The organism is Streptomyces paromomycinus (assembly GCF_003865155.1).
Classification (GTDB): domain Bacteria; phylum Actinomycetota; class Actinomycetes; order Streptomycetales; family Streptomycetaceae; genus Streptomyces; species Streptomyces chrestomyceticus.
Genome location: NZ_BHZD01000001.1, coordinates 4,112,325 through 4,135,434 on the forward strand (window position 1 = coordinate 4,112,325; position 23,110 = coordinate 4,135,434).

A 23,110-nucleotide genomic window follows, 5' to 3' on the forward strand; every position below is an offset into this window, starting at 1 on the left:
GGATCACATCGCTGATCCGGTAACGAAGGAGATCCGCACGTGCTGGAAGAGGTGGAGCGCTGGCTGGCCAGCCGGTCCTGGTCGGCCGCGGACCGCCCGCTCGACCGGCTGCTGGCCGCGAAGCGCGAGACGGGGCAGACGGTCTCCGTCGTGCTGCCCGCGCTCGACGAGGAGGCGACGGTCGGCGCGATCGTCGAGGCGATCCGTACGGAGCTGATGACCCCGTCGGTGCCGCTCGTCGACGAGCTGGTGGTGCTGGACTCCGGATCCACGGACGGCACGGCCAAGGTCGCGGCCGAGGCGGGCGCGCGGGTGGTCCACCGGGACGAGGTGCTGCCGCGGCTGCCCGCGCTGCCCGGCAAGGGCGAGGTGCTGTGGCGCTCCCTGCTGGCCACCGGCGGTGACATCGTCTGCTTCGTCGACGCGGACCTGCGCGAATTCGACGCGGGCTTCGTCTCCGGGATCGTCGGCCCGCTGCTGACCGACCCGGACGTGCAGTTCGTCAAGGGCATGTACGACCGTCCGCTGGGCGAGGCGGCGGGCCAGGGCGGCCGGGTCACCGAGCTGGTCGCCCGGCCGCTGCTGAACCTGCACTGGCCGCAGCTCGCCGGATTCGTGCAGCCGCTGGGCGGGGAGTACGCGGCCCGCCGCTCCCTGCTGGAGCGGCTGCCGTTCCCGGTGGGCTACGGCGTGGAGCTGGGCCTGCTGGTCGACGCACTGCACACGGCCGGGCTGGACGCGCTGGCCCAGGTGGACATCGGCGTACGCAAGCACCGCCACCAGGGCGGCCAGGCGCTCGGCCGGATGGCCGCGGCGATCTACCGCACCGCGCAGCTGCGGCTGGCCCGCGGCCACCTCGTGCGCCCCCGGCTGACCCAGTTCGAGCGCGGCGAGACCGGCTTCGTGCCGCGCACCTGGGATGTGGACACCGAGGAGCGGCCGCCGATGGCGGAGATACCGGAGTACGCGGAGCGCCGGGCGGCGTGACGCCGTCGGTCCGGAGCCCGGTTCCGGCGCCGCGCAAACAGTGACGTTCCGCCTCCGCTCCGCACGTTTGAGCGGATGGGTGGCGGGCTAGTCTCGCAACATGGTCTCCGAGCGTTCTGGTGCCAAGGTCCTCGTCGCGTCCAACCGCGGTCCGGTCTCGTACACGAAGGAGGACGACGGCACGCTGACTGCCAAACGGGGCGGCGGCGGGCTGGTCTCCGGGCTGTCCGCGATCGGCCCGGACGCCGGTGCGGTGTGGGTGTGCGCCGCCCTCGGGGACGGCGACCGCGAGGCCGCCCGGCGCGACGGCGGCCATCTGGACACCGCCGACACCGGCGGCCAGCACGTACGCATGCTGGACATCCCCGCCGACGTCTTCACCGACGCCTACAACGGCATCGCGAACTCCGTGCTGTGGTTCGTCCACCACATGCTCTACCAGACGCCGCTGGAGCCCTCCTTCGACGACGCGTTCCGCGCCCGATGGGCGTCGTACGAGGCGTACAACGCGGCCTTCGCGGACGCGCTCGCCGACGAGGCCGCGCCCGGCGCCGTGGTGCTGGTGCAGGACTACCACCTCACGCTGGTGCCCGGTCTGCTCCGCGCCCGCCGCCCCGACCTGCGCATCGGCCACTTCTCGCACACGCCGTGGGCGCCCGCGGACTACTTCCGAATGCTGCCGGACGACGTGGCCGAGGCGGTGCTGCGCGGCATGCTGGGCGGCGACCGCGCCGCGTTCCTGACGCGGCGCTGGGCCGAGGCGTTCGCCGAGTGCTGCGCGGCGGTGCTGGGCGCCGAGGTGGCGCACGGCGCGGACGGCGGGCTGAGCATCGTCCACGAGGGCCGGACGACGCGGCTCGGCGTGCACGGCCTGGGCGCGGACGCGGAGTTCCTGCGGGAACGGGCGCACCGCCCGGACGTGGACGAGCGGCTGGCGGCGCTGCGCGAGCAGATCGGCGGGCCGGACCGGAAGACGATCGTGCGGGTGGACCGTACGGAGCTGTCCAAGAACATCGTGCGCGGGCTGCGCGCCTACCGGGCGCTGCTGGCCGGGCACCCCCAGTGGCGCGAACGGGTCGTGCACATCGCGTTCGCCTACCCCTCCCGGCAGGACCTGGAGGTCTACCGCGCCTACACCGACGAGGTCGGGCGGCTGGCCGAGGAGATCAACGAGGAGTACGGCACCCCGGGCTGGCAGCCGGTCGTGCTGCACGTGAAGGACGACTTCGCGCGGTCGCTGGCCGCCTACCGGATCGCCGACGTGGCGCTGGTCAACCCGATCAGGGACGGGATGAACCTGGTCGCCAAGGAGGTCCCGGTGATCTCCGAGGCGGGCTGCGCGCTGGTGCTGTCCCGGGAGGCGGGGGCGTACGAGGAACTGGGCGAGGACGCCGTCTGCGTCAATCCGTACGACATCTCGGCCACGGCGCGCGCGCTGCACGAGGCGCTGTCCATGGAGGACGGCGAGCGGGCCGAGCGCTCGAAGCGGCTGGCCGCCGCGGCCACCGCGCTGCCGCCGGACCGGTGGTTCCTCCAGCAGCTGCGGGCGCTGGAGGAGTAGCGGCGCCGGGGCCCCGGGAGGGCCCCGGCCGCAGCCGTCAGGTGGTCCGGCCGCAGCCCGTCAGGCGGGCTCTTCCAGCCGGTCCGCGAGGGCGTGCAGCAGCGCGACGACGCCCGCCGGGCCGTCGACGACCAGGTCCGCCCGGCCGGCCAGCTCGGCGACCTCCGCGCTGCCGCTGCACACCAGCACCCCGGCCAGACCGTCCGACCGCAGCTTGTCCACGGCGGAGTAGGCGGCGAGGTCGCCGAGGTCGTCGCCCCCGTACAGGACGGTGGTGGCGCCGGTCTCGCGTACGTAGTCGGCGAGCGCGACGCCCTTGTCCATACCGGGCGGCCGCAGTTCGAGGACGTACCGGCCGGGCTCGACGATCAGGCCGTGCCGCTCGGCGAGCGCGTACAGCGGCTCGCGCAGCAGCTCGAAGGCGGCCTGCGGGTCCTCGGCGCGGCGGGTGTGCACGGCGATGGCGCGGCCCTTGTCCTCCACCCAGGAGGCGTGCCAGGCGCCCAGTCCGTCCAGGACGCCGGGGAGTTCGGCCTGGACGGCGGCGACGCCGGGCGGCGGCGCGGGCGCCCGTACCGTGCCGGTGGCCGCGTCCCAGCGCTCGGCGCCGTAGCCGCCGAGGACCACCAGCCGCTCCAGGCCCGGCGCGTCCGTGAAGCCGCCGAGGCGGACCGCGACACCGGCCGGCCGGCCGGTGATGACCACCAGGGAACACAGCCGCGGCGCGAGGCGGGCCAGCGCGGCCACGGCGCCGGGGTGGGCGCGGGCCTTCTCGGGGTCGGGCACGATGTCGGCGAGTGTGCCGTCGAAGTCGAGAGCGAGCACGGCGCGGCCGGGGCTGTCCAGCAGCGCGGCGAGACCCTCCCGGCCCGCTTCGGTGACCGGTGTCGGCAAGGAGTTCGGGGGACTGCCCATGGCGACGAGGTTACCGGGCGGGCGCGGGCGGGTGCCGGGTACGGGGGTGTCGGCGCAGCGCGGCGTCGGCTGCGGGTGCCGGGTACGGCCGTATCGGCGGCGCATGCCGTCTTCCGGCCCCGCCCCGGCCCGTCCGGCGCCTTGCGGGCCGCCCCTCAGCGGCGGCCGCGCCGGGCCTCGCGTACGCGGCGCAGCCGGTTGACCGTGACCGGGTCGTGGGCGAGCGCCCGCGGGTCGTCCAGCAGGGCGTTCAGCAGCTGGTAGTAGCGGGTCGGCGAGATGCCGAGCCGCTCGCGGATGACCCGCTCCTTGGCGCCCGGCCGGGGCCAGGAGCGGCGCTCGACGCCGAGCACCGCCTCGTCCTGGGGGGACAGTGCTCCTATGCCACCGCCTCCGGTGCCGCCGTCGGTGCCCTCGCTCGTCATCACCCGTCCACGATAAGGCCGCGGTACGACAATCCCCCGCCGCCGGTGCGGAGGCGGGGCGCCGGGGCGCGCTACGGGGGTGCCGGGGCGCGCGGCGGCTCACTCGGCGGTGTTGTCCGCCTCGTTGGCCGTGTTCTGGATGTCGCTGAGCACGCCGGCCGGGTTGCCGTTGGCGCCCACCGCCTTGCCCATCTTCGCCTTGACGGTCTTGCTGACCAGCGGCCAGGAGGTCTTGTCCGCGGGGTAGAACACGGCGTTGTCCAGCTGGCGCAGGAAGCTGTGCAGCTTGGCGTACTTGCTGTCGGCGAGCATCGCCTGGGAGCCGGAGGTGGTGACCGGCAGCAGCCCGTAGTGGCCCGAGAAGTCCATGACGTTCTTCTCGTTGTAGACGAAGTCGAGGAACTTGCCGACCTGGTCGCGGTGGCCGTTCTGCTTGAACGCCGTCATCCAGTCGGCGACGCCCATGGTGGCCTTGGCCTTGCCGGCGGGGCCCGGCAGCTCGACGGTGCCGTACTCGACGCCCTTGGCCTCGGCCTGCTTCATCAGGGTGGGGTGGCCGTTGAGCATCCCCACGTCGCCGGCCGCGAAGGCGTTGAACGCGTCCTGGCGGTTGAGCTTGGCCGGGTCGCCGCCGGTCAGCCCCGGGGTGACCAGGTCCTTCTTCAGCCACTCGAAGGTCTTGACGTTCTCCTTCGAGTCGATCGTGTACTTGCCGATGCTGTCGGTGTAGCTGCCGCCGCCGCTGAGCATCCACATCAGCGTCTCGGCCTGCGTCTCCTCCGGGCCCAGCGGCAACGCGTACGGCATCTTCACGCCCTTGGCCTTGAGCTTGGCCGCGTCGGCCGAGACCTGCGCCCAGGTCTCGGGCGGGTCGGTGATGCCCGCCTCGGCGAAGAGCTTCTTGTTGTAGAACAGGCGGCGGGTGCTGGAGCCGAACGGCATCCCGTACTGCTCGCGCCCGTACTCCCCCGCCTCCGCGAGGGCGGGGACGAAGTCGGCCTGCACGGGGATGGAGAGCACGTCCCTGGCCTTGTAGAGCTTGCCTTCGGCCGCGTAGTCCGCGTACGCGCCGATCTGGGCCATGTCCGGAGCCTTACCGGACTTGACCAGCTCCTCGACCTTCTTGTCGACGTCCGTCCAGCTGTAGACCGAGACGTCCACCTTGATGCCCGGGTTCTTCTTCTCGAAGTCCTTGACGAGCCGGTTCCAGTAGTGCTTGGAGGAGTTCGCCGCGTTGTCGCCGTAGTCCGCCGCGATGAGCTTGAGCGTGACGTCGCCACCGTCGCCCGCGCCACTGCCGCAGGAGGTCAAGGAGAGCGTCATGGCCGTGGTGAGTCCCGCTGCCGCCAGGCTCAAGTACCGCCGCTGCACTGCCATTACCGCCTTTTGTCCCGAATGTTCCGTGCTTGCCGGGGAATGCCCGGTGGCTTCAGAGGTCCACCCTCAACCGGCATGAACGACGAGTCTCCCCCGTTTACCTACACAAGGTCTACACCACCCCTCATTTCATTGGCGTATCGCCTGTCACACCCACAGGTCCCGGTGGTAAGGAAGCGGCCGTACGGGCCGGAATCCCCCCGTCCGGACCGGTCGGCCCACCCCGTCCGGACCTGTCGGAACCATCCCCTCCGCCAGGCCCGAGCCCCCCTCCCCCGGGCCCGAGCACGCCCTTCGCGGGAGCGGAACCACGCCATCCCCGCGAGTGGACTAGACCTTTCACGGCCGATCGCGCGAAACTGTTCCCGTGAGACACGTCATCGCCCTTGATGTGGGCGGCACCGGAATGAAGGCCGCCCTGGCAGGCGCGGACGGCACGCTGCTCCACGAGGCACGGCGCCCCACCGGACGGGAACGCGGCCCGGAAGCGGTCGTCGCCTCGATCCTGGACTTCGCCGAGGAGCTGCGCGAGACCGGACGGCAGCAGTTCGGCAGCACCGCCGCGGCGGCCGGCGTCGCCGTCCCCGGCATCGTCGACGACGCGCGCGGCATCGCCGCGTACTCCGCCAACCTGGGCTGGCGCGACGTCCCCCTGCGCACGCTGCTCTCCGAGCGCCTGGGCGGCGTCCCGGTCGCCCTCGGCCACGACGTCCGCACCGGCGGCCTCGCCGAGGGCCGGATCGGCGCGGGCCGCGGCGCCGACCGCTTCCTGTTCGTACCGCTCGGCACCGGCATCGCCGGCGCCATCGGCATCGAGGGCCGCATCGAGGCGGGCGCGCACGGCAGCGCGGGCGAGATCGGCCACATCGTCGTACGGCCCGACGGCCCCGACTGCGGCTGCGGCCAGCGCGGCTGCCTGGAGACGCTGGCCTCGGCCGCCGCCGTCGGCCGCGCCTGGGCCGAGGCGTGCGGCGACCCGCAGGCCACCGCCGCCGACGCCGCCAAGGCCGTCGAGTCCGGCGACGCCCGCGCGAAGGCCGTCTGGCAGGACGCGGTGGACGCCCTCGCCGCCGGGCTGGTCACCTCGCTCACCCTGCTCGACCCGCACACGCTGATCATCGGCGGCGGGCTGGCCGAGGCGGGCGACACGCTGTTCGAGCCGCTGCGTGCGGCGGTCCGCTCCCGGGTGACCTTCCAGCGGCTCCCCCTGATCGTTCCGGCTGCGCTCGGGGACGCCGCCGGCTGCCTGGGCGCAGGTCTGCTCGCCTGGGATCTTCTCTCCACGGAGGTAACTGCCTGATGCCGCTGCAACAGTCCGGGGACAGCGCCCCGAGCCCCCGGCGCACCGTCCTGACGGGCGCCCGGGTCGCCCTGCCGTCCGGTGTGGCCGACGAGGGCCTGGTGGCCTTCGAGGGCACCCGTGTCACCGAGGCGGCGGACGCCGCCGGGGCGACCGCCCCGGCCCCCGGCGACCAGGTGATCGACCTGACCGGCCACCTCGTCGTCCCGGGCTTCGTCGACATCCACGTACACGGCGGTGGCGGCGGCTCCTTCTCGTCCGCCGACCCCGAGGAGTGCCTGACGGCGATCGGCACCCACCGGCGGCGCGGCACCACCACCCTGCTCGCCTCCACCGTCACCGGCGACCTCGACGAGCTGGCCCGGCAGGCCGCCGTACTGGCCGAGCTGACCGAGCAGGGCGACCTGGCCGGCATCCACTTCGAGGGCCCGTTCATCTCCCCGCACCGCTGCGGCGCCCACCAGCCCGGCCTGCTGCGCGACCCCGACCCGGCGGACGTGCGCAAGCTCGTCGACGCCGCGCGCGGCACCGCGAAGATGATGACCCTGGCGCCCGAGCTGCCCGGCGGCCTGGACTCCGTACGGCTGCTCGCCGACGCCGGTGTGATCGCCGCGATCGGCCACACCGACTCCTCGTACGACGCGACCCGCGAGGCCATCGACGCGGGCGCGACCGTCGCCACCCACCTGTTCAACGCGATGCCGCCGCTCGGGCACCGCGCGCCGGGGCCGATCGCCGCGCTCCTGGAGGACGAACGGATCACCGTCGAGCTGATCAACGACGGTACGCACCTGCACCCCGCCGTCCTGGAGATGGCCTTCCGGGACGCGGGCGCGGACCGGGTCGCCTTCATCACCGACGCGATGGGCGCGGCCGGCATGAACGACGGCATGTACCCGCTCGGCCCGATGACCGTCGAGGTCAAGGACGGTGTCGCCCGCATCGCCGACGGCCCCACCGCCGGTTCCATCGCGGGCTCCACCCTCACCCTCGACCTCGCCTTCAAGCGCGCGCTCACCGTCGACGGACTGACCGTCGCGCAAGCCGTACAGGCCCTGTCCGGCAACCCGGCCCGGCTGCTCGGCGTCGCCGACCGCACCGGCTCGATCGAGGCGGGCAAGGACGCGGACCTGGTCGTCCTGGACGCCGCGTACGACCTGGTGGGCGTGGTGCGGCGCGGGGAATGGGTGGTGCGGCCGGCCGGGGTGTGAGGGACGTACGGGACTGCTGGGTGAAGGTACGAGGGGGCGTACGGGCCAGCGGGGCGAAGCACCTGCGCCCGAGTGACGCGCGGTAGGGCGGAGCGCTTGCGCCCGAGTGACACACGGTAGGGCCGAGCGCTTGCGCCCGAGTGACACACGGTAGGGCCGAACGGGCCCCGGCACGTGCCACATGGCCGGTTCGGGGTGCCCGGACCGGTGCAGACCGTGCGGCGGTCGGCCCAAGGGCTGGGCCAACCACCGCTCGCGATGGCATGATCGCTGCGCACTCGCGCGCCGGCGCACCGGTCCGTCCCGTACGGACCCACCGGTCATCGGCCCGGTGTGCCGTCGTATGTCCACGTACGTTCCGGGGAGGGGGAACCATGATCCTCACGGTCACGCTGAACGCAGCCCTCGACATCACCTACCGCGTGCCCCGGCTCCAGCCGCACTCCACGAACCGCGTCACCGAGGTCGCCGAGCGCCCGGGCGGCAAGGGCCTGAACGTCGCCCGGGTGCTGACCGCGCTCGGCCACCGGGCGGTCGCCACCGGCTTCGCGGGCGGCGGCACCGGCGACGCGCTGCGCTCGCTGCTCGCCCAGGAGACCTCGGTGACCGACGCGCTGGTCCCGGTCGGCGGCGCCACCCGGCGCACCGTCGCCGTCGTGGACGAGTCCACCGGCGACACCACCCAGCTCAACGAGCCGGGCCCGGTCGTCACCCCCGCCGAGTGGGACGCATTCATGTCGACCTACCGCGAACTGCTCCCCGACGCGCGGGCGGTGGCCCTGTGCGGCAGCCTTCCGCCGGGTGTCCCCGTCGACGTCTACGCGCGGCTGACCCGCGCCGCCCGTACGGCGGGCGTGCCCGTCCTCCTGGACACCAGCGGCGAACCGCTGCGCCGCGGCCTGGCCGCCCGCCCCGACCTCGCCAAGCCCAACGCCGACGAACTGGCCGCCCTCACCGGCTCCACCGAACCCCTGCGCGCCGCCCGGGACGCCCGCCGCCGCGGCGCCCACACGGTGGCTGCGTCCCTGGGCGCCGACGGCATGCTCGTGGTCACCGCGGACGGCGCCTGGCAGGCCGCCCCGCCCCGCCGCATCGCCGGCAACCCGACCGGCGCCGGTGACTCCGCGGTGGCCGGGCTGCTCTCCGGCTTGGTCGAAGACCTGCCCTGGCCGGCCCGCCTGGCGCGCGCGGTGGCCCTGTCGGCGGCGACCGTACGGGCCCCGGCGGCCGGGGAGTTCGACCGGGGCACGTACGAAGAGCTGCTGGGGCGCGTGACGGTGACGGAGCATCCGGTGGCGGCATAGGGGGCGTGACGGTGCGTCCCGTCGCAGCGTAGGAGGCGTGACGGCCGCTGCCGGGCGCGGCGTAGGAGGCGTGACGACCGCTGCCGGGCGCGGCGTAGGAGGCGTGACGGCCGCTGCCGAGCGCCGCCCGGTGTTGCCGGGTGCTGTCGGGCACCGCTCAGTGTTGCCGGGTGCTGTCGGGCACCGCCCAGTGATGCCGGGTGCTGTCGGGCGCGCCGCTGAGTGCCGGGCCTCAGCGCTTGACGTGCCCCGCCTTGAGGTAGACCCGGTCGAGGTTGACCTCGCACTGGTCGCCCTGCTCGCAGGAGATCTTGAGCGTGTTGGTGCCCTGGTTGAGGTTGATCCACCGGTAGGTGGTCGTCCAGCCCTTGTCCCAGGCTCCTTCGGCGGCGTGCGCGAAGTTCGACATGTTGATCTTGTCGGGCTGCCCGCCGTTCACCCCGAGCGACGCCTTCATGTCCTTCCCCGGCACCCCGTAGTCGATCAGCAGTGTGTACTCACCGCTCTTGGGGACGTCGACCGACCAGGTGGCGGAAGCGCCGACCTTGTTCAGCGACACGTAGGCGCCGTTCGCCGCCTTGGCGCCCGGTACCGACTTGTCCGTGGCCGCCTCCGGGCTGAGCGAGAGCGACGCCGCGGCCTCCTTCGGCAGCGGTCCCTGGGACGGCTTGCCGGACGGCTTGTCGCTGGGCTTGACGGACTCACCGGCCGTCGGGGTCGGGTCGGCACCGCCGCCCGCCTCGTCCTTCTTGCCGCCGTCCTTGTTGGTGATCATCGCCACGCCGATGCCGATGCACACCACCGCGACGACCGAGACCGCGCCGATCAGCAGCCCCTTGTGGTTGCGCCGGGGCGCGCCGCCGTTGCCGTGGCCCGGGGGCGGGCCCTGGCGGGCGTCGCCGCCGCCCGGGAGCGTCTCGGGGGCCGCGTAGTGGGCGTTCTGCTGCCCGTACGGCTGCTGGTTCTGCTGACCGTACGGCGGCTGCTGCGCGGGGACCTGCTGCTGGCCGTACTGGCGCTGTCCGTACTGGCGCTCACCGACCGCGCGCACCTGGTTGTACGAGGCACGCGGTACGCCCGGCCGACGCGCTGCCGAGCCGCCGCCCGCCGCGCCCTGCCCGCCGCCCTCGCCGCTTTCGGAGCGGTAGAGGTGGGCGAACGGGTCGTCGTCCTCGGGCGTGCCCGCACCGTTGTTGCCGGCCGTCATTCCGTGTCACTCCCCAGCGGTCTGCGAGATGGCTGTGCTGATCTTCGGGCCCCCGGCGGCGCCCCGCCGCATCGGCGCAGCCTACCCCGTTCGAGCGAGGGCACGCCGAGCCGGAACGGCCACAGGATCGCTACAGAAACCTGCGGCGGGGGCCCTTCCGGAGCCCCCGGGAGGTGTACCGGGGCGGCCCGGGGCGCGCCGGAGCACCAGGTCGCGCGTTCGGACGGCGTGCGCCCGCTCGCACCCCGGCGGCACTCACCCCGCGCGCCGGCTCGCCTTCGAGCGGGACCGCTTCTCGACGTACATCCGCTGGTCGGCGGATTGCAGGACCTCCTCGGCGGACATCCCGCAGGCCGCCCACCCGATGCCGAAGCTCGCGCCGACCCGTACGCCGCGTCCGTCCACCCGGATGGGCGGGATGATGCCGTTGCGCAGCCGGACCGCGAGGTCCTGCGCGTCGGCCTTGCCCAGGCCGTCCGCGAGCACCACGAACTCGTCGCCGCCGAGCCGGGCGACCGTGTCGCCGTCCCGCACCCCGTTGGTCAGCCGCCGGGCCACCTCGATGAGCACCGCGTCACCCGTGTGGTGCCCGAACCGGTCGTTGATCGACTTGAAGCCGTCCAGGTCGCAGAAGAGCACCGCGAGGCCCTTGGCCCCGTCGTCCTCCGGCCCGTCCGACGGCGCGATGACGTGGACATGATGGTCGTACGGTCCGGACGGGCCCCGCTCCGGGCCGTCGGCGGCGTCGTACCCGTCGAAGACCTCGGGGCCGTCCGAACCGAACCCGTGTGCCTCCTGGAAGGCGGCGACCGATGCGGCGGAGGCGGCCGAGGCGTACGCGTCCGCGTCCGAGCCGGGCGGGCGCGAACACAGCCGGGCGCCGAGCCGGGCGCGCAGCTCGGCGCTGTTGGGCAGCCCGGTCAGCGCGTCGTGGCTGGCGCGGTGCGCGAGCTGGAGTTCGTGGCGCTTGCGCTCCTCGATGTCCTCGACGTGGGTGAGCAGGAAGCGCGGGCCGTCGGCGGTGTCGGCGACGACGGAGTTGCGCAGCGACACCCACACGTACGTGCCGTCGCGGCGGGCGAGCCGCAGCTCGGCGCGCCCGCCCTCGGCGGAGGTGCGCAGCAGGGTGCCGATGTCCTCGGGGTGGACGAGGTCGGAGAAGGAGTAGCGGCGCATCGCGGAGGCCGGGCGGCCGAGCAGACGGCACAGCGCGTCGTTCGTACGGTGGAGCCGGCCGTGCTGGTCACCGCCCATCTCGGCGATGGCCATGCCGCTGGGCGCGTACTCGAACGCCTGCCGGAAGCTTTCCTCACTGGCGCGCAGGGCCTGCTGCTCGCGCTCCAGGCGGACCAGCGCGCGCTGCATGTTGGCGCGCAGCCGGGCGTTGCTGATCGCGATGGCGGACTGGAACGCGTACATCTGGAGCGCTTCCTGCCCCCACGCGCCGGGGCGGCGGCCGTTGCGCGGCTTGTCGACGGAGAGCACGCCGAGCAGCTCGCCCCCGCCGTTCGCGGCCGTGTACATGGGCGCGAAGAGGCGGTCCATCGGATGCCACTCGTCGGGGAAGCGCGGCTCGGGCCCGGCGGCGTGCCACTGCGGCACATCGTCGTCGTCCAGCACCCAGCCCTCGGTGTGCGGGATGAAGCACAGGCCGCCCCAGCGCTCGGCCATGTTCAGCCGGCGGTCCCACGAGCCGCGGGAGCCGACCCGGCCCGCCATGAGGGCCTCGGCACCGGCGCTGCCGGCGACCGCGGCCACCACGAGGTCACCGTCCGGCCGTACGAGGTTGACCGCGGCCAGCTCGTACCCGAGCCCCGTGATCACTCCGTCGGCGACGGTCTGCAGGGTGTCTGCAAGGCTGCGTGCGGTGTTCAGCTCGGCGACCACTTGGTGCAGCTGCCTCAGGGTCGCAAGACGGACGTATGGCTCCGACTCGGTCTCCATCGCTCGCTCTCCCCGAGACCTCGACAGCAACTCCAGGATTCTGTGTCGTCCGATTGCCACGGCCACTGAATCACAGTGAGCTGTTCACTCGGTACACAGGGTCAACAATTACTGGCTGCTGTGACTCAAGTCACAGAGCGTGGCGGCCGCTTGATGATCTTCAAATAGGTGCCGCTGGAGGCACTTCTACAATTCCTGAACGCAAATCCGGACGCAAAACACACTCGGCCGCCGGACCTAGGCCGCGCCTGGTCCCCGGGCCCGATGCGAGCAGCCTACGGCCCCCGTTAGCGTTCATGGCGTGTTCACGAAAACCTCCGCCGCCACGCCCGGTGATCACCCCGCGGCGCCCGCCACGCCACTCTCCGCGCCCGGTGAAGGGTCGATCCCCCATCCTGGAGGGGTGAGTGACGACGAGTTCCGCGCCGCCCTGTCCCGGCTCGCCGCCGGGGTCGTACTGATCACCGCGCACGATCCGGACGACGGGCCGCGCGGCGAGGACGTGGGGATGACCGCCACGGCCTTCATGTCGGTGTCGCTCGAACCGCCCTTGGTGATGGTGAGCGTTCGCAACGACTCCCGCATGGACGACCTGCTGGAGCGCCAGCCCCTTTGGGCTATTTCGGTACTGTCACAGGGGCAGCGGCACATTGCGGGCCGGTTCGCCATGAAGAACCGCATCAGCGACCGACTGCTCTTCGAGGACATTCCTACGGAACGGGGCGAACAGGCCGGAGCCCCGCTGATCGGCGGCGCCCTGGCCCACCTGGAATGCCGTACGGAACAGCGGGTCGTGGCCGGCGATCACACCCTGGTGATCGGGCGCGTCCTGGCGGCGGACACCGCCGGGGACGACAAGGGGCCGCTCACCTACTTCCGGGGGAAGTACCGGCACTTGGGGTGAGGGGCAGAGAGCGCGCGTAGGGGAACATTTCTGCTGCCGGACGCGGGCTGGAGCGCGAAGGTGCAGAAGGCGCGCACGTAGGGGGTGCTCAGCCCCAGTCGCGGCCGGAGCGGCCGCGCTTGACGTCGCCGCGCTGCTTCTTCTCCCGCAGCCGGCGTTCGTTGATCCCGCGCGGTATCCGGCTCTTGCGCCGAGGCTTGGGCGGCGGCGCGGTGACCTCGGCGAGAAGCGAGGCGAGCCGTACGGCGGCGGTCTCCCGGTTGCGCCACTGGGAACGGTGCTCGGAGGCCCGTACGGACACCACTCCGCCGTGCAGCAGCCGACCGCGTTCGGCGAGCCGCTGGAGCGCCCGTTCCTTCCACACCTCGGGCAGCGCGTCGGTGGCCGCGACGTCGAAACGCAACTCCACCTGGCTGTCCGACGTGTTGACGTGCTGCCCGCCGGGCCCCGAGGAACGCGTGAAACGCCACACCAGCTCGGCCTCCGGAAGAGCGACCGAACCGCGGATGACATAGGGCCCTGACATGCCCCCATGATCCCGCGTCCACCCGCTCCCGTCACCTTCTTTTGCCGCATCCTCCCGGCCGCCCGCCTTCGCCCGTGCCCGCTCTCCGCCCCTCAGCATCAGGAATTGGCAAAGAAAGTAAAGGCAGCTGGAACCCGACGGTCCCTTCGTGGCGTTGTGCAGGGTGACGGTAGCTTCGTCCGCAGTACGGAGCCCGACGATTCGACGAGGAAAGGGACATCCCCATGGCTGTAAGCCTGTCCAAGGGCGGCAACGTCTCGCTCACCAAGGAGGCACCGGGCCTGACCGCCGTCACGGTCGGCCTCGGCTGGGACGTCCGCACCACCACCGGCACGGACTTCGACCTCGACGCGAGCGCCATCGCGGTCAACACGAGCGGCAAGGTCTACTCGGACCAGCACTTCGTCTTCTTCAACAACAAGGTCACGCCGGACCAGTCCATCGAGCACACCGGTGACAACGTCACCGGTGAGGGCGAGGGCGACGACGAGCAGATCAAGGTCAACCTGGCCGCCCTCCCGGCGGACATCGACAAGATCGTCTTCCCGGTCTCGATCTACGACGCCGAGAACCGCAGCCAGAACTTCGGCCAGGTGCGCAACGCCTTCATCCGCATCGTAAACCAGGCCGGCGGCGCCGAGATCGCCCGCTACGACCTGAGCGAGGACGCGGCGACCGAGACCGCCATGGTCTTCGGTGAGCTCTACCGCAACGGCGCCGAGTGGAAGTTCCGCGCCGTCGGCCAGGGCTACGCCTCCGGCCTGGTCGGCATCGCGAAGGACTTCGGCGTCAACGTCTGACCCCGAACCCCCCTCCCCGACGCAGCCCACCCCTGACGGGTGACGGGCCTGCGCCTCGGACATCTGCACACCGCACCCCGCCAGGAATTCGGTCTTGGTGGGGTGCGGTGCTTGGGGTGGGGTGCGGTGTGGTGCTTGGGGTGGGATCTGGTGCTTGGGGTGGACGTGGTGGTTGGGGTGGACGTGGTGGTTGGGGTGGACGTGGTGGTTGGGGCGAGGTTTGTTGTGGGCACGGGGTTTGGGTCATGGGGGCGTCGCTTGGGGTGGAGCGAAACTTGTCGTAATGACCGGTAGGTCGTCATGGTGTCCGGCAGATCGTCGTGCTGTCCGGCAGATCGTCATGGTGTCCGGTAGATCGTCGTGACGTCCGGCAGATCATCGTGAGCTCTGCTCTTGACGGGTATGGGGTTATTCCTGGCCCTTGGCTGGCCACCGCCCCTGAGCGGGCGGTCCCCACATGGCGGGCTGGTCCCGCCATGCAGGGGCTGCCCACAGCAACTTGGCGTTGCGTTCGTAGTGGCCCCGCGCGCGTGGGGTTGGCCCGCCCTCGCCGCCGTCTATCGGGCCAACGCCTCACGGTCCCCGCGCGTGCAGGACTGGTCTCCGGACGGCATGACGCCCTGATGCCGCTGCCCGGTGGCCCCGGCGCGTCGGGCCGGCCCTTGATCCCACGGCGGCCGGCTTGTCCTGTGACTTGTCCTACGGTGGCGTGATGTGGGGCGGTGGTTCTGCGCGAGCGACGGGCGGGAGCTGGTGGCCGGGGCGCCGGGCAAGAGCTGGTGAGCCGGGCGCCGGGCAAGAGCTGGTGAGCCGGGCGCCGGGCAAGAGCTGGTGAGCCGGGCGCCGGGCGGGCGCGCGCCGTGAACGCGAGCAGTGAACAGGTGCGGCGGGCCCTGGTGATGGACCAGGGCAATTGGCGGGCGAGGGACCACGGCAGTGGACCAGGCCCGCTTGCCCACCTGCCTGTCTACCCTGGCCTCCTTGCCTATTACCCTTCCCTCTTCCCCCTTCCCCTTCCCCCTTCCCTCTTCCCCCTTTCCCCGGCCCCTCTCTCCCCTCTCTCCCCTCTCTCTGCGCTTCGAGGTCGTGGACGTGGCCGTGGACTGGCCTCAGACGTGGACGTGACCGCGGGCATGCCGCGGACGTGGGCGCGGACGTGAGCCTGCGCGTGTGAATTGATCGCGGCTACGGCAATGGGGTGTCGCCAGGGCCACCACCGAGCGCGGTCCACCCCCCTCAAAAACTGGGCGGCTGTCCGTAGCGCGTGGTCATGGGGGTACCGGCCATGATCCTTCTCAAGTTGCCGCAGACGAGTTGGGGAGCGAAGAACATGACTGGACACCGACACCGACACCGCATCGACCGACGGGCACTACTGGCTACAACGATGATCGCAACGGGAGCACTCCTCGCCCCCATGACAGCCGAAGCCGCCCAAGCCGCCCCCTCCACCACACCCCTCTCTACCACCACCGCCTCTACCCTCCCTGCCACCTCTGCCACCTCTGCCACCTCTGCCACCTCTGCCACCTCTGCCACCTCTGCCACCTCTGCCACCTCTGCCATCTCCGCCACCTTCACCCCTCCCACCCCTTCCGCCACCTCGGCCGGTTCCGCCACCTCAGCGCACACGGCACACCCGGCCCGCACCCCCGTCCCCGCGCTGGAACGAGCAGCTCACCCGCTGCGCTCGACCGACCCCGGCTCAGACACGTCCGACCTGCGCGCCCTGTCCACCATGATCGGCAACGCCAAGGTCGTCGGCCTCGGCGAGGCCACCCACGGTTCCCACGAGTTCTTCACCATGAAGCACCGCGTCTTCCGCCACCTCGTCGAGGAGAAAGGTTTCACCACCTTCGCCCTGGAACTGAGCTGGTCCGCAGGGCTCCAGATCGACGAGTACCTCCAGACCGGCAAGGGTGACGCCCGCCAGGTCGCCCACCAGGCCCTGGCCAACTCCCCGTGGGACCGCGAGGAGTTCGTCAGCCTCATCACCTGGATGCGCGACCACAACCGCCGGCACCCCGGCCGTGCCGTCCACTTCATGGGCGACGACATCGGCGCCCCCAGCATCAACGACGAGTTCTTCGGCCGCGTGACCGGTTATGTACGGCGGAACCACCCGGAGTCGCTGCCCAGACTCAACGAGCTGTACACCGGCCTGCGCCCGATCGACGACGTCTTCGCCTACCTGCGCAAAGCACCCGCCGAACGCCAACGGCTCGCCGTCAAAGCCCAGCAGGCCCTCGACCTGATCAGCGGCCTGAAGGGCTCCGGCGGGGACGCCTCTGCCTTCGACTGGGCCGAACAGAACGCCCGTTCCATCGCCCAGACAGCCAAGTTCCTCACCATGGACGTGACCGACCCCGCGTCGGTCTCCGCCTCCCAGCGCTACCGCGACGAGGTGATGGCCCAGAACGTCACCTGGTGGCAGCGCCGAACCGGCCACAAAATCCTGCTCTCCGCACAGAACGACCACGTCGGCTACATCGCCGGCGACCCCGCCACCTACCCCAAAACGCAGGGTTCGTTCCTACGCGACGCGCTGGGCAAGAACTACACACCCATCGGCTTCACCTTCCATCACGGTTCCTTCCTGTCGAAGGACGCAGCCCTCACCGGCGACTGGAAGAAATTCACCGTGGGCGCCCCCGATACCGACATGAACGAACACACCCTCGACAAGGTCCGCCACCGGAACTTCTACTTCGACACCCGCCGCACCTCCCCCACCGCACGCTCCTGGCTGAATGTCACCCGCCCCACCCGCAACATCGGCATCCAGCACCCCCACCCGGACGCGCACGTCGCCATAGCCCGCTCCTTCGACATCCTCATCCACCTCCACACCATCCACGAGGCCACCATGCCAAAGCCCTAACGCCCCTCGACACGGCACGACTCTGCACGACTCGGCAAGGCCGTACCGTCCTCGCAAGGCCCACCCACCCTTCACCACCACACCGCACACACCCCCAACCGTCCCCCTCCCACCCGTCCGGCCGTGCCACCCCCGCCCGCCCGTCCACCCGCACCACCGCCCGCCGCCCGCCGCCCGCCGCCCGCCGCCCGCCGCCCGCCGCCCGCCGCCCGCACGATCTAAAGCGGCCACACCAGGCACTCCCCACACGACAGACACTTTGTCAGCACGGCCACGGTGAAGCAGGCCAGTGTCTGTCGGCGCGCCCACCGTGTCTCGACCTTGCGCATCATCTCGGCGGACAGCCCCGCCACTTCCACAACCTCAACCACGCTGCGGTCTCCGTGGTGAACAAGCGACGGAGGACCAGCCACGGTGAAGATCAAGTCAGGTACGGCACTGGACGTGATGCACGTGGCCGGACGCATACCGACCGACGCGCTGGAGGCGGTACGGAGTGCCACCGCCCCCGGCACGCAGCTACGCGAACCGGACAACGTGTCCCGTACGGCCCTGCAAGAGGCCGGCACCCCTCCCCTCCCCCTTCCTCGGCTACCACCCGCAGCTCGCCCTCCGCCCCTTCCCTGCTGCCGTCCGCTGCACCTCCGTCAACGCCGCCATCGTGCATGGCCTCCCCGGTCCATACCGGCTGCACGACGGCGACCTGGTCAGCATCGGCTGTGACGCGAGCGTGGACAGCTGGGCAGGTGACGCGACTGTCAGCTTCGCCGCCGGCACCCCGAGCCCGGCGAACCCGGTGGACCCGAAGCTGATGGAGACCACCCGCCAGGCCTTGGAGGCAGGTGTCACCGCGGCTGTCGTCGGCGCCCGTGTCGGGGACAGCGCCCACACGGTCGGCCGCGATCGAACCGATGCTCCTATCAGTCGGCGGTGACGGCCTACTTACCCGGCGGCCGACGGCGGGACGCTGGGCGCCACCGCCGACAGGTCGAGCCGCCCACTTCGAACGCACCGTGGCCGTCACGGACGAGGCCTCCGCCTACAGCCCCTGCCGAAACCACCCACCTGCCCGGTCGGGCCGGACCTGCCCGGTCGGACCGAACCAGCCCGACCAGACTCGACCCGGCCCGACCGGGCCCGACCCGGCCTGGCGAGGCTGCGACCATCGACCGCAGACCCTCGCCGCCGCGCTGCCAAGCCGCCAAGCCGCCGCCCGTCAGCTCTCCTCCTTACGTCTCGTCCCTTACAGCTCGTCCAGATCGACCGCCTCCGCCATGGCGCGGTAGCCCGCGTCACTCGGGTGCAGATGGTCGCCGACGTCATAGGCAGGGGCCAGGCGGTCCTGGTCGGCCGGGTCGGCCAGGGCACGGTCCAGGTCCATCACCTCGTCGTACTCGCCGGAGGTACGTATCCACTCGTTGAGCCCGTCCCGCTTGGCCTCGCCCCGCTCGGAGTAGTACGCGGCACCCTTGAACGGCGTCACCGTCGCACCGATCACCTTCACTCCCGCCGCGTGAGCCTGGCGGATCAGCGAGCGGTGTCCCTCGATGAGCTGGGCGAGCGACACGTCCGGGGCCGGCCCGCCGGGCCAGTCCGGGAAGGCGCTGGCGCCGATGTCGTTGATCCCCTCCAGGACGATGACCGTGCCCACGTTCGGCTCGCCGAGTACGTCGTGCCGGAAACGGGCCACGCCCTTCTCACCGGCCCACGTCGAGTCCGCGGTGACCCGGTTCCCGCTGATGCCCTGGTTGAGCACACTGCGCGGGTGCCCGGTGGCCGCGAAGCGCTCCGCCAGCACGTCCGGATAGCGGCGGTTCGCGTCCACGGTCGCGCCGAAGCCGTCGGTGATGGAGTCGCCGAAGGTCACCACCGCGCCGCGGCGGGCGTCGTCCTTGCCGCCGGTGACCTCCACCCCCGACAGGTAGTACCAGGACTGGGACTGCTCGGTGAAGGCCGCGCCCCCGGTGTCCGCACGGTGGTCACCCGCCGCACGGTAAGTCGTGGCAAGGGCCGACTGGTGGTAGGTGGCCGGCCCGGTGGGCCCGGCCAGGTACAGCGTCACGGTCAGGGACTCCAGTGCCTTGACCTTCATCGGCAGCCCGTCGCTGCGCACCTCGCCGCCCGCGGGCACGGTGACCGACTGCTGTCGCCCGAAGAGCAGCTGCCGTACGGTCCCGTCCTGCACCGCCGCCCCCTTACCCGTACGGGCGACGGTCGCGCCGGTCACGGTCAGCGGCGTACGGCCGTACCGGTTGGACAGCTCGATACGGGCCTGGGTGCCGCCCGTACTCACCCGGACCACCTGCCGGACCGTCTGGTCGGTGAAGCCCTGCGTCGACCAGTTCGGGTTCACCGCGTTCGGTGCCTGCACGGAGGTCGCCCAGCCACCCCGCCATCGCTGTCCACTGCTGTGATCACGGTCGCCACCGCTGCTGTGGTCGCCGCCCTGAGCCTCCGCGAACCGCCCGGCGTTCCCCTCGCCCGATCCCGCCGTCGTACCCGTTGCTCCCGACGCCCCCGGCGCCCCTGCGGCCCCCGCCACGGGCGTCGCCGCAGCCACCGCGGCCGCCTCCCGCTCCGTGCCGAGCACCGGAAGCGCCGCCAGTACCGCGGCGGCGAACAGTGCGACGCCCGAGCGTCTCGTCATGGAACCCGTCATGATCCATCCCCACCCTCTGCTTCGTTGCCTCGTTTGTCCGCTGGTCCGTCCGTGGTGCAGCCCGCGTGCTGTCCGTGTCCGTGGTCCTGCCCGCAGGCCTGCTTCTTGGTTCGTTGTTCGGCTGCTTGGTTCGTTGTTCGGCTGCTTGGTTGCTTGTCGGCTGCTTGGTTGCTTTCGGTTGCTCGGCCGCTTGGCCGCTCTTTCACAGGCAGGGCGGCCGATGTGCCCGCCTTGCCTCCGTCCACCCACCTGCGCCCATCCGCCTGCGTCCGCCTGCCTCCGTTCGCTACGACGACCGCGGCGGCGCGGACGAACGTACGAGCGTGACACCATCAAGAACGTGATCGACCTCGGCTATTCCCTTTCCCGCCGTTTTCCGGACCCGCCGCAGACGGACTACCGCACCGCTGACGTGCGGGCCCTGCGCCACGACCTCTTCTGCGGCGATGTCTACCTGGCCGACACCAAGGAGGACCGTGAGGTCCAGACGTCCTGGGGCTGGGTGCCGGTGCTGGACTTCGCCTGGGCCCTGTGCGACATCGTCGAACGGATCGACCGCGATCCCCTCGGCAACCGCGCCGCCCAGCCGCAGTTCGCGGAGCTGGATTTCACCGAATCGGCGGACCGGATGTACTTCGAGCGCCGCTTCGGCTGGGTGGACGTCGACGCCGACTGGATGCCGGCCGACGAAGCCCCGCTCACCTTCCAGCACTCCGCCCTGCGCCGCGAGGCCCGTGACTTCCTGCACGACCTGATCGCCGACCTCACCGACCTGCACGACGGGCTCGGTGACAACCCGGCCGTATGGGACCTCCAGGCCCGCTTCCCCCGCGTCTGAACAATCGCCCCCGCACGCCTGGGTCACTCCGCTCGCGAGCTCCGCTTGGCCTTCCCACTGCTCAGTCCCCTCCCCGTCCGGTCCGTCGTGCCTCCGACGTCCTGACCACTCCCCGCAATGCACTCCCCGTAATGCACTCTCCGTGCTTCACTCTCCGTGATTAACCCCCATGACTTACTCCCCGCCGCGCACCCCGCTCACTCCACCCGCACCCCTATCTCCGCCGCGAAGGCCGGTGCCAGGTCCATCAGCTGCGCCGAACTGATCACCGCGCCCGCCAGCCGGTCGATCCCCCGGGCGATGTCCAGCCGGGCCACTCCGCGCAGGTCCACATCGCGCATCCGTACGGCGCTGAAGTCCACCCGGGACAGCGTGCAGTCGTCGAAGCTCACCCGTTCCAGCTCCGCGCCGGCGAAGTCCGCCTCCACCAGTACGCACCCCTCGAAGGCGACGTCCTTCAGCTTCGCCTTGCGCAGATTCAGGAAGTCGATCTTCCCGCCGCGCACCACCACCCGCTCCAGCACCGCCGCGTGCATCTGGACGCCGCCGAGCCGAGCGTCCAGGACCTCGACATCCCTCAGCGACACCTGCGACAGGTCCGTCCCCACCCCGCGCACTCCGTCCAGCACACTGTCGATGAACCGCGCCCGGCTCAGCACCGTCTCGTCCAGCGCGCACCGCCGCAGCGCGCAGTCCATGAACCGGGCCCCGCGCCCCGGCTGCCCCGTCAGGTCGGCGTCCGCGAACTCCAGCCCGTCGTAGTCCCCCTCGGTCTCCAACTCGATGCCCGTATACGCCTTCAGCTCCGGCAACCGCAGCGTCGGCCGCCGCACCTCCCGCACCGGACTCGCTGCTCCGTCCCGCCGCCCTGACCGCCCCATCCCGCCGCCGTCACGCTCCCTCACGCCCGTCCACCGCCTTCTCGCTCTTCCGTCCCGAACCCACCCGCACGACCAACTGACCCCATCGTGAACCACCCCACTGACAATTCCCCGAGCCGACCAGCTGACCAGCGAAAACACCGCTCGCCGCGCACGGACCCACGCCTCCTCGCGGTCACTCTCTTCAGCTCACGTCGGCCCACGCCACTCCCACGCCCGCAGTTTTCACGATCCAGCCTTGACCTCAACCAAAGTTGAGGAAACAGAGTGAGGGCCGACAAAACGTTCAACCGCCCCGCCGGTTCGCCCGGCGGCCGGCCACCGCCCTCATCAGGAGACCACCATGCACGCGATCCGGCTGCACACCTTCGGCCCCGCCGAGAACCTCACGTACGAGCAGGTCGAAGACCCCCGCCCGGGCCCCGGCCAGGTGCGGATCGCCGTGTCGGCGGCCGGCGTCCACCTGCTCGACACAGCCATCCGCGAGGGCCTCACCGGCGGCCCCGCTCCGCTCCCCGACCTGCCGACCGTTCCCGGCCGGGAGGTCGCCGGCACGGTGGAGGCCCTCGGCGAGGGCACGGACCCCGTGTGGCTGGGCCGCCGGGTCGTCGCCCACCTGGGCATGAACCCTGGCGGCTACGCCGAGAAGGCCGTCGTCGACGCCGAAAAGCTCCACGACATCCCCGGAAATCTGGACGAGGCCCAGGCCGTAGCCATGATCGGCACCGGCCGCACCACCATGGGCATCCTGCTCTTCGCCGACCTCACCGCCGACGACGTCGTGATCGTCACGGCGGCAGCCGGCGGCATCGGCTCGCTGCTCGTCCAGTACGCGAAGAACGCCGGCGCGACCGTCATCGGCCTCGCCGGCGGCCCGGTCAAGACCGAACACGTACGGAAGCTGGGGGCCGACCTCGCCGTGGACTACAAGGAAGCCGACTGGCCCGCCGAGGTACGCGCCTTCCTGGACGGACGGGACGCCCCCGGCGCCACCCTCGTCTTCGACTCCGTGGGCGGCACACCGGGCCGGGCCGCCGTGGACCTGCTCGCCCGCGGCGGACGTCACCTCGTCTTCGGCTGGTCCTCGGGCGGACCGCTGACCGGCGGACCGCTGGAGTTCGCCGAGGGCGAGCTGGCCGAACGCGGCATCACCTCGGAGTACGTACTCGGCCCGGTGATGATGGCCAAGGCGGGCGGCGACCATCCGATGCGCACTCTGGAGACCGCGTCCCTCGCCGAGGCGGCGGCCGGCCGACTCGTACCGGACGTGCAGCGTTTCCCCCTGGCCGAGGCGGCGGCCGCGCACCGCGCCCTGGAGAGTCGCGGCACGATGGGCAAGGTCGTTCTGATCCCGTAGCCCCGTGCCCCGAAGCCCCCGGCTCACGACCCG

Annotated in this window: 20 protein-coding genes; 11 read left to right on the top strand and 9 right to left on the bottom strand. The window is 71.8% G+C overall.

Annotation, left to right across the window (positions count from 1 at the left end; genetic code table 11):
* Positions 1-39: 39 nt before the first annotated feature.
* Both OEIGOIKO_RS16955 and OEIGOIKO_RS16960 read left to right on the top strand, forming a co-directional pair.
* Complete coding sequence (locus OEIGOIKO_RS16955) at positions 40-987, top strand: glucosyl-3-phosphoglycerate synthase (RefSeq protein WP_125054770.1); 948 nt, start codon at positions 40-42, stop codon at positions 985-987.
* A gap of 100 nt (positions 988-1,087) precedes the next feature.
* Positions 1,088-2,548 carry an alpha,alpha-trehalose-phosphate synthase (UDP-forming) gene (locus tag OEIGOIKO_RS16960; protein WP_125054771.1) on the top strand — a complete coding sequence of 487 codons (1,461 nt, stop codon included), beginning with the start codon at positions 1,088-1,090 and terminating at the stop codon, positions 2,546-2,548.
* A 60-nt stretch (positions 2,549-2,608) separates the two neighbouring features.
* Here OEIGOIKO_RS16960 and otsB read toward each other — a convergent pair whose 3' ends face one another.
* The 3 genes from otsB to OEIGOIKO_RS16975 form a co-directional block, all read right to left on the bottom strand.
* Entirely contained in the window at positions 2,609-3,463 is an 855-nt protein-coding gene (gene otsB / locus OEIGOIKO_RS16965; RefSeq protein WP_125058745.1) for a trehalose-phosphatase, read from the bottom strand.
* 155 nt (positions 3,464-3,618) lie between these two features.
* Complete coding sequence (locus OEIGOIKO_RS16970; protein ID WP_125058746.1) at positions 3,619-3,888, bottom strand: DUF3263 domain-containing protein; 270 nt, start codon at positions 3,886-3,888, stop codon at positions 3,619-3,621.
* A gap of 99 nt (positions 3,889-3,987) precedes the next feature.
* Entirely contained in the window at positions 3,988-5,259 is a 1,272-nt protein-coding gene (locus OEIGOIKO_RS16975) for an extracellular solute-binding protein (protein ID WP_125058747.1), read from the bottom strand.
* Positions 5,260-5,632: 373 nt separating this feature from the next.
* Between OEIGOIKO_RS16975 and OEIGOIKO_RS16980 the strand changes: the two genes are divergently transcribed.
* The 3 genes from OEIGOIKO_RS16980 (at position 5,633) to OEIGOIKO_RS16990 (ending at position 9,080) form a co-directional block, all read left to right on the top strand.
* Positions 5,633-6,565, top strand: a complete 933-nt coding sequence (locus OEIGOIKO_RS16980; RefSeq protein WP_125054772.1) for an ROK family protein — start codon at positions 5,633-5,635, stop codon at positions 6,563-6,565.
* The gene (gene nagA / locus OEIGOIKO_RS16985; protein ID WP_125054773.1) at positions 6,565-7,776 is read left to right on the top strand and encodes an N-acetylglucosamine-6-phosphate deacetylase; all 1,212 of its coding nucleotides are present in this window, start codon (positions 6,565-6,567) and stop codon (positions 7,774-7,776) included. Before OEIGOIKO_RS16980 ends, nagA begins: the two co-directional genes overlap by 1 nt.
* Positions 7,777-8,150: 374 nt before the next feature.
* Positions 8,151-9,080 (top strand): 1-phosphofructokinase family hexose kinase, encoded by a 930-nt coding sequence (locus OEIGOIKO_RS16990; protein ID WP_125054774.1) that lies wholly within the window; start codon positions 8,151-8,153, stop codon positions 9,078-9,080.
* Positions 9,081-9,312: 232 nt separating this feature from the next.
* Here OEIGOIKO_RS16990 and OEIGOIKO_RS16995 read toward each other — a convergent pair whose 3' ends face one another.
* Complete coding sequence (locus OEIGOIKO_RS16995; protein WP_125054775.1) at positions 9,313-10,287, bottom strand: carbohydrate-binding protein; 975 nt, start codon at positions 10,285-10,287, stop codon at positions 9,313-9,315.
* A 255-nt stretch (positions 10,288-10,542) separates the two neighbouring features.
* Positions 10,543-12,231 carry a diguanylate cyclase CdgB gene (cdgB, locus tag OEIGOIKO_RS17000; protein ID WP_125054776.1) on the bottom strand — a complete coding sequence of 563 codons (1,689 nt, stop codon included), beginning with the start codon at positions 12,229-12,231 and terminating at the stop codon, positions 10,543-10,545.
* A 301-nt stretch (positions 12,232-12,532) separates the two neighbouring features.
* On the opposite strand from cdgB, the gene OEIGOIKO_RS17005 reads away from it, so the two are divergent.
* Entirely contained in the window at positions 12,533-13,135 is a 603-nt protein-coding gene (locus OEIGOIKO_RS17005) for a flavin reductase family protein (RefSeq protein ID WP_371858932.1), read from the top strand.
* A gap of 88 nt (positions 13,136-13,223) precedes the next feature.
* Here OEIGOIKO_RS17005 and arfB read toward each other — a convergent pair whose 3' ends face one another.
* Positions 13,224-13,661: an alternative ribosome rescue aminoacyl-tRNA hydrolase ArfB gene (gene arfB / locus OEIGOIKO_RS17010; protein WP_125054777.1), complete on the bottom strand. Its 438-nt coding sequence runs from the start codon at positions 13,659-13,661 to the stop codon at positions 13,224-13,226.
* A 224-nt stretch (positions 13,662-13,885) separates the two neighbouring features.
* Between arfB and OEIGOIKO_RS17015 the strand changes: the two genes are divergently transcribed.
* On the top strand, positions 13,886-14,461 hold the full coding sequence (locus OEIGOIKO_RS17015) for a TerD family protein (RefSeq protein WP_030022317.1): 576 nt from the start codon (positions 13,886-13,888) through the stop codon (positions 14,459-14,461).
* A 1,236-nt stretch (positions 14,462-15,697) separates the two neighbouring features.
* On the opposite strand, the gene OEIGOIKO_RS42315 is transcribed toward OEIGOIKO_RS17015, so the two are convergent.
* Positions 15,698-16,027 (bottom strand): hypothetical protein, encoded by a 330-nt coding sequence (locus OEIGOIKO_RS42315; protein ID WP_218039996.1) that lies wholly within the window; start codon positions 16,025-16,027, stop codon positions 15,698-15,700.
* 172 nt (positions 16,028-16,199) lie between these two features.
* Here OEIGOIKO_RS42315 and OEIGOIKO_RS17030 point away from each other — a divergent pair, with 172 nt between their 5' ends.
* Together OEIGOIKO_RS17030 and OEIGOIKO_RS42795 are read left to right on the top strand one after the other, a co-directional pair.
* Positions 16,200-17,342 (top strand): erythromycin esterase family protein, encoded by a 1,143-nt coding sequence (locus OEIGOIKO_RS17030; protein ID WP_125054780.1) that lies wholly within the window; start codon positions 16,200-16,202, stop codon positions 17,340-17,342.
* Between the two features lie 661 nt (positions 17,343-18,003).
* Positions 18,004-18,276, top strand: a complete 273-nt coding sequence (locus tag OEIGOIKO_RS42795) for a M24 family metallopeptidase (RefSeq protein ID WP_246177379.1) — start codon at positions 18,004-18,006, stop codon at positions 18,274-18,276.
* 309 nt (positions 18,277-18,585) lie between these two features.
* Here the strand turns inward: OEIGOIKO_RS42795 and OEIGOIKO_RS17040 are convergent, their stop codons facing one another.
* Positions 18,586-19,989 (bottom strand): SGNH/GDSL hydrolase family protein, encoded by a 1,404-nt coding sequence (locus OEIGOIKO_RS17040; RefSeq protein ID WP_246177380.1) that lies wholly within the window; start codon positions 19,987-19,989, stop codon positions 18,586-18,588.
* A 352-nt stretch (positions 19,990-20,341) separates the two neighbouring features.
* Here OEIGOIKO_RS17040 and OEIGOIKO_RS17045 point away from each other — a divergent pair, with 352 nt between their 5' ends.
* Positions 20,342-20,839: a hypothetical protein gene (locus OEIGOIKO_RS17045; RefSeq protein ID WP_031004826.1), complete on the top strand. Its 498-nt coding sequence runs from the start codon at positions 20,342-20,344 to the stop codon at positions 20,837-20,839.
* A gap of 197 nt (positions 20,840-21,036) precedes the next feature.
* Here the strand turns inward: OEIGOIKO_RS17045 and OEIGOIKO_RS17050 are convergent, their stop codons facing one another.
* Positions 21,037-21,681 carry a pentapeptide repeat-containing protein gene (locus OEIGOIKO_RS17050; RefSeq protein WP_125054782.1) on the bottom strand — a complete coding sequence of 215 codons (645 nt, stop codon included), beginning with the start codon at positions 21,679-21,681 and terminating at the stop codon, positions 21,037-21,039.
* 382 nt (positions 21,682-22,063) lie between these two features.
* Here OEIGOIKO_RS17050 and OEIGOIKO_RS17055 point away from each other — a divergent pair, with 382 nt between their 5' ends.
* A complete protein-coding gene (locus tag OEIGOIKO_RS17055; protein ID WP_125054783.1) occupies positions 22,064-23,077 on the top strand; it encodes a zinc-binding dehydrogenase in 1,014 nt (337 codons plus the stop codon).
* The last annotated feature ends 33 nt before the right edge of the window (positions 23,078-23,110 follow it).

Coding starts and splice junctions, on each gene's coding strand:
- OEIGOIKO_RS16960 (WP_125054771.1), top strand. CDS start 1,088: ATGGTCTCCGAGCGTTCTGGTGCCAAGGTCCTCGTCGCGTCCAACCGC.
- otsB (WP_125058745.1), bottom strand. CDS start 3,463: ATGGGCAGTCCCCCGAACTCCTTGCCGACACCGGTCACCGAAGCGGGC.
- OEIGOIKO_RS16970 (WP_125058746.1), bottom strand. CDS start 3,888: ATGACGAGCGAGGGCACCGACGGCGGCACCGGAGGCGGTGGCATAGGA.
- nagA (WP_125054773.1), top strand. CDS start 6,565: ATGCCGCTGCAACAGTCCGGGGACAGCGCCCCGAGCCCCCGGCGCACC.
- OEIGOIKO_RS16990 (WP_125054774.1), top strand. CDS start 8,151: ATGATCCTCACGGTCACGCTGAACGCAGCCCTCGACATCACCTACCGC.
- OEIGOIKO_RS16995 (WP_125054775.1), bottom strand. CDS start 10,287: ATGACGGCCGGCAACAACGGTGCGGGCACGCCCGAGGACGACGACCCG.
- cdgB (WP_125054776.1), bottom strand. CDS start 12,231: ATGGAGACCGAGTCGGAGCCATACGTCCGTCTTGCGACCCTGAGGCAG.
- arfB (WP_125054777.1), bottom strand. CDS start 13,661: ATGTCAGGGCCCTATGTCATCCGCGGTTCGGTCGCTCTTCCGGAGGCC.
- OEIGOIKO_RS17015 (WP_030022317.1), top strand. CDS start 13,886: ATGGCTGTAAGCCTGTCCAAGGGCGGCAACGTCTCGCTCACCAAGGAG.
- OEIGOIKO_RS42315 (WP_218039996.1), bottom strand. CDS start 16,027: ATGGCAGAGGTGGCAGAGGTGGCAGAGGTGGCAGAGGTGGCAGAGGTG.
- OEIGOIKO_RS17030 (WP_125054780.1), top strand. CDS start 16,200: ATGATCGGCAACGCCAAGGTCGTCGGCCTCGGCGAGGCCACCCACGGT.
- OEIGOIKO_RS17040 (WP_246177380.1), bottom strand. CDS start 19,989: ATGACGAGACGCTCGGGCGTCGCACTGTTCGCCGCCGCGGTACTGGCG.
- OEIGOIKO_RS17055 (WP_125054783.1), top strand. CDS start 22,064: ATGCACGCGATCCGGCTGCACACCTTCGGCCCCGCCGAGAACCTCACG.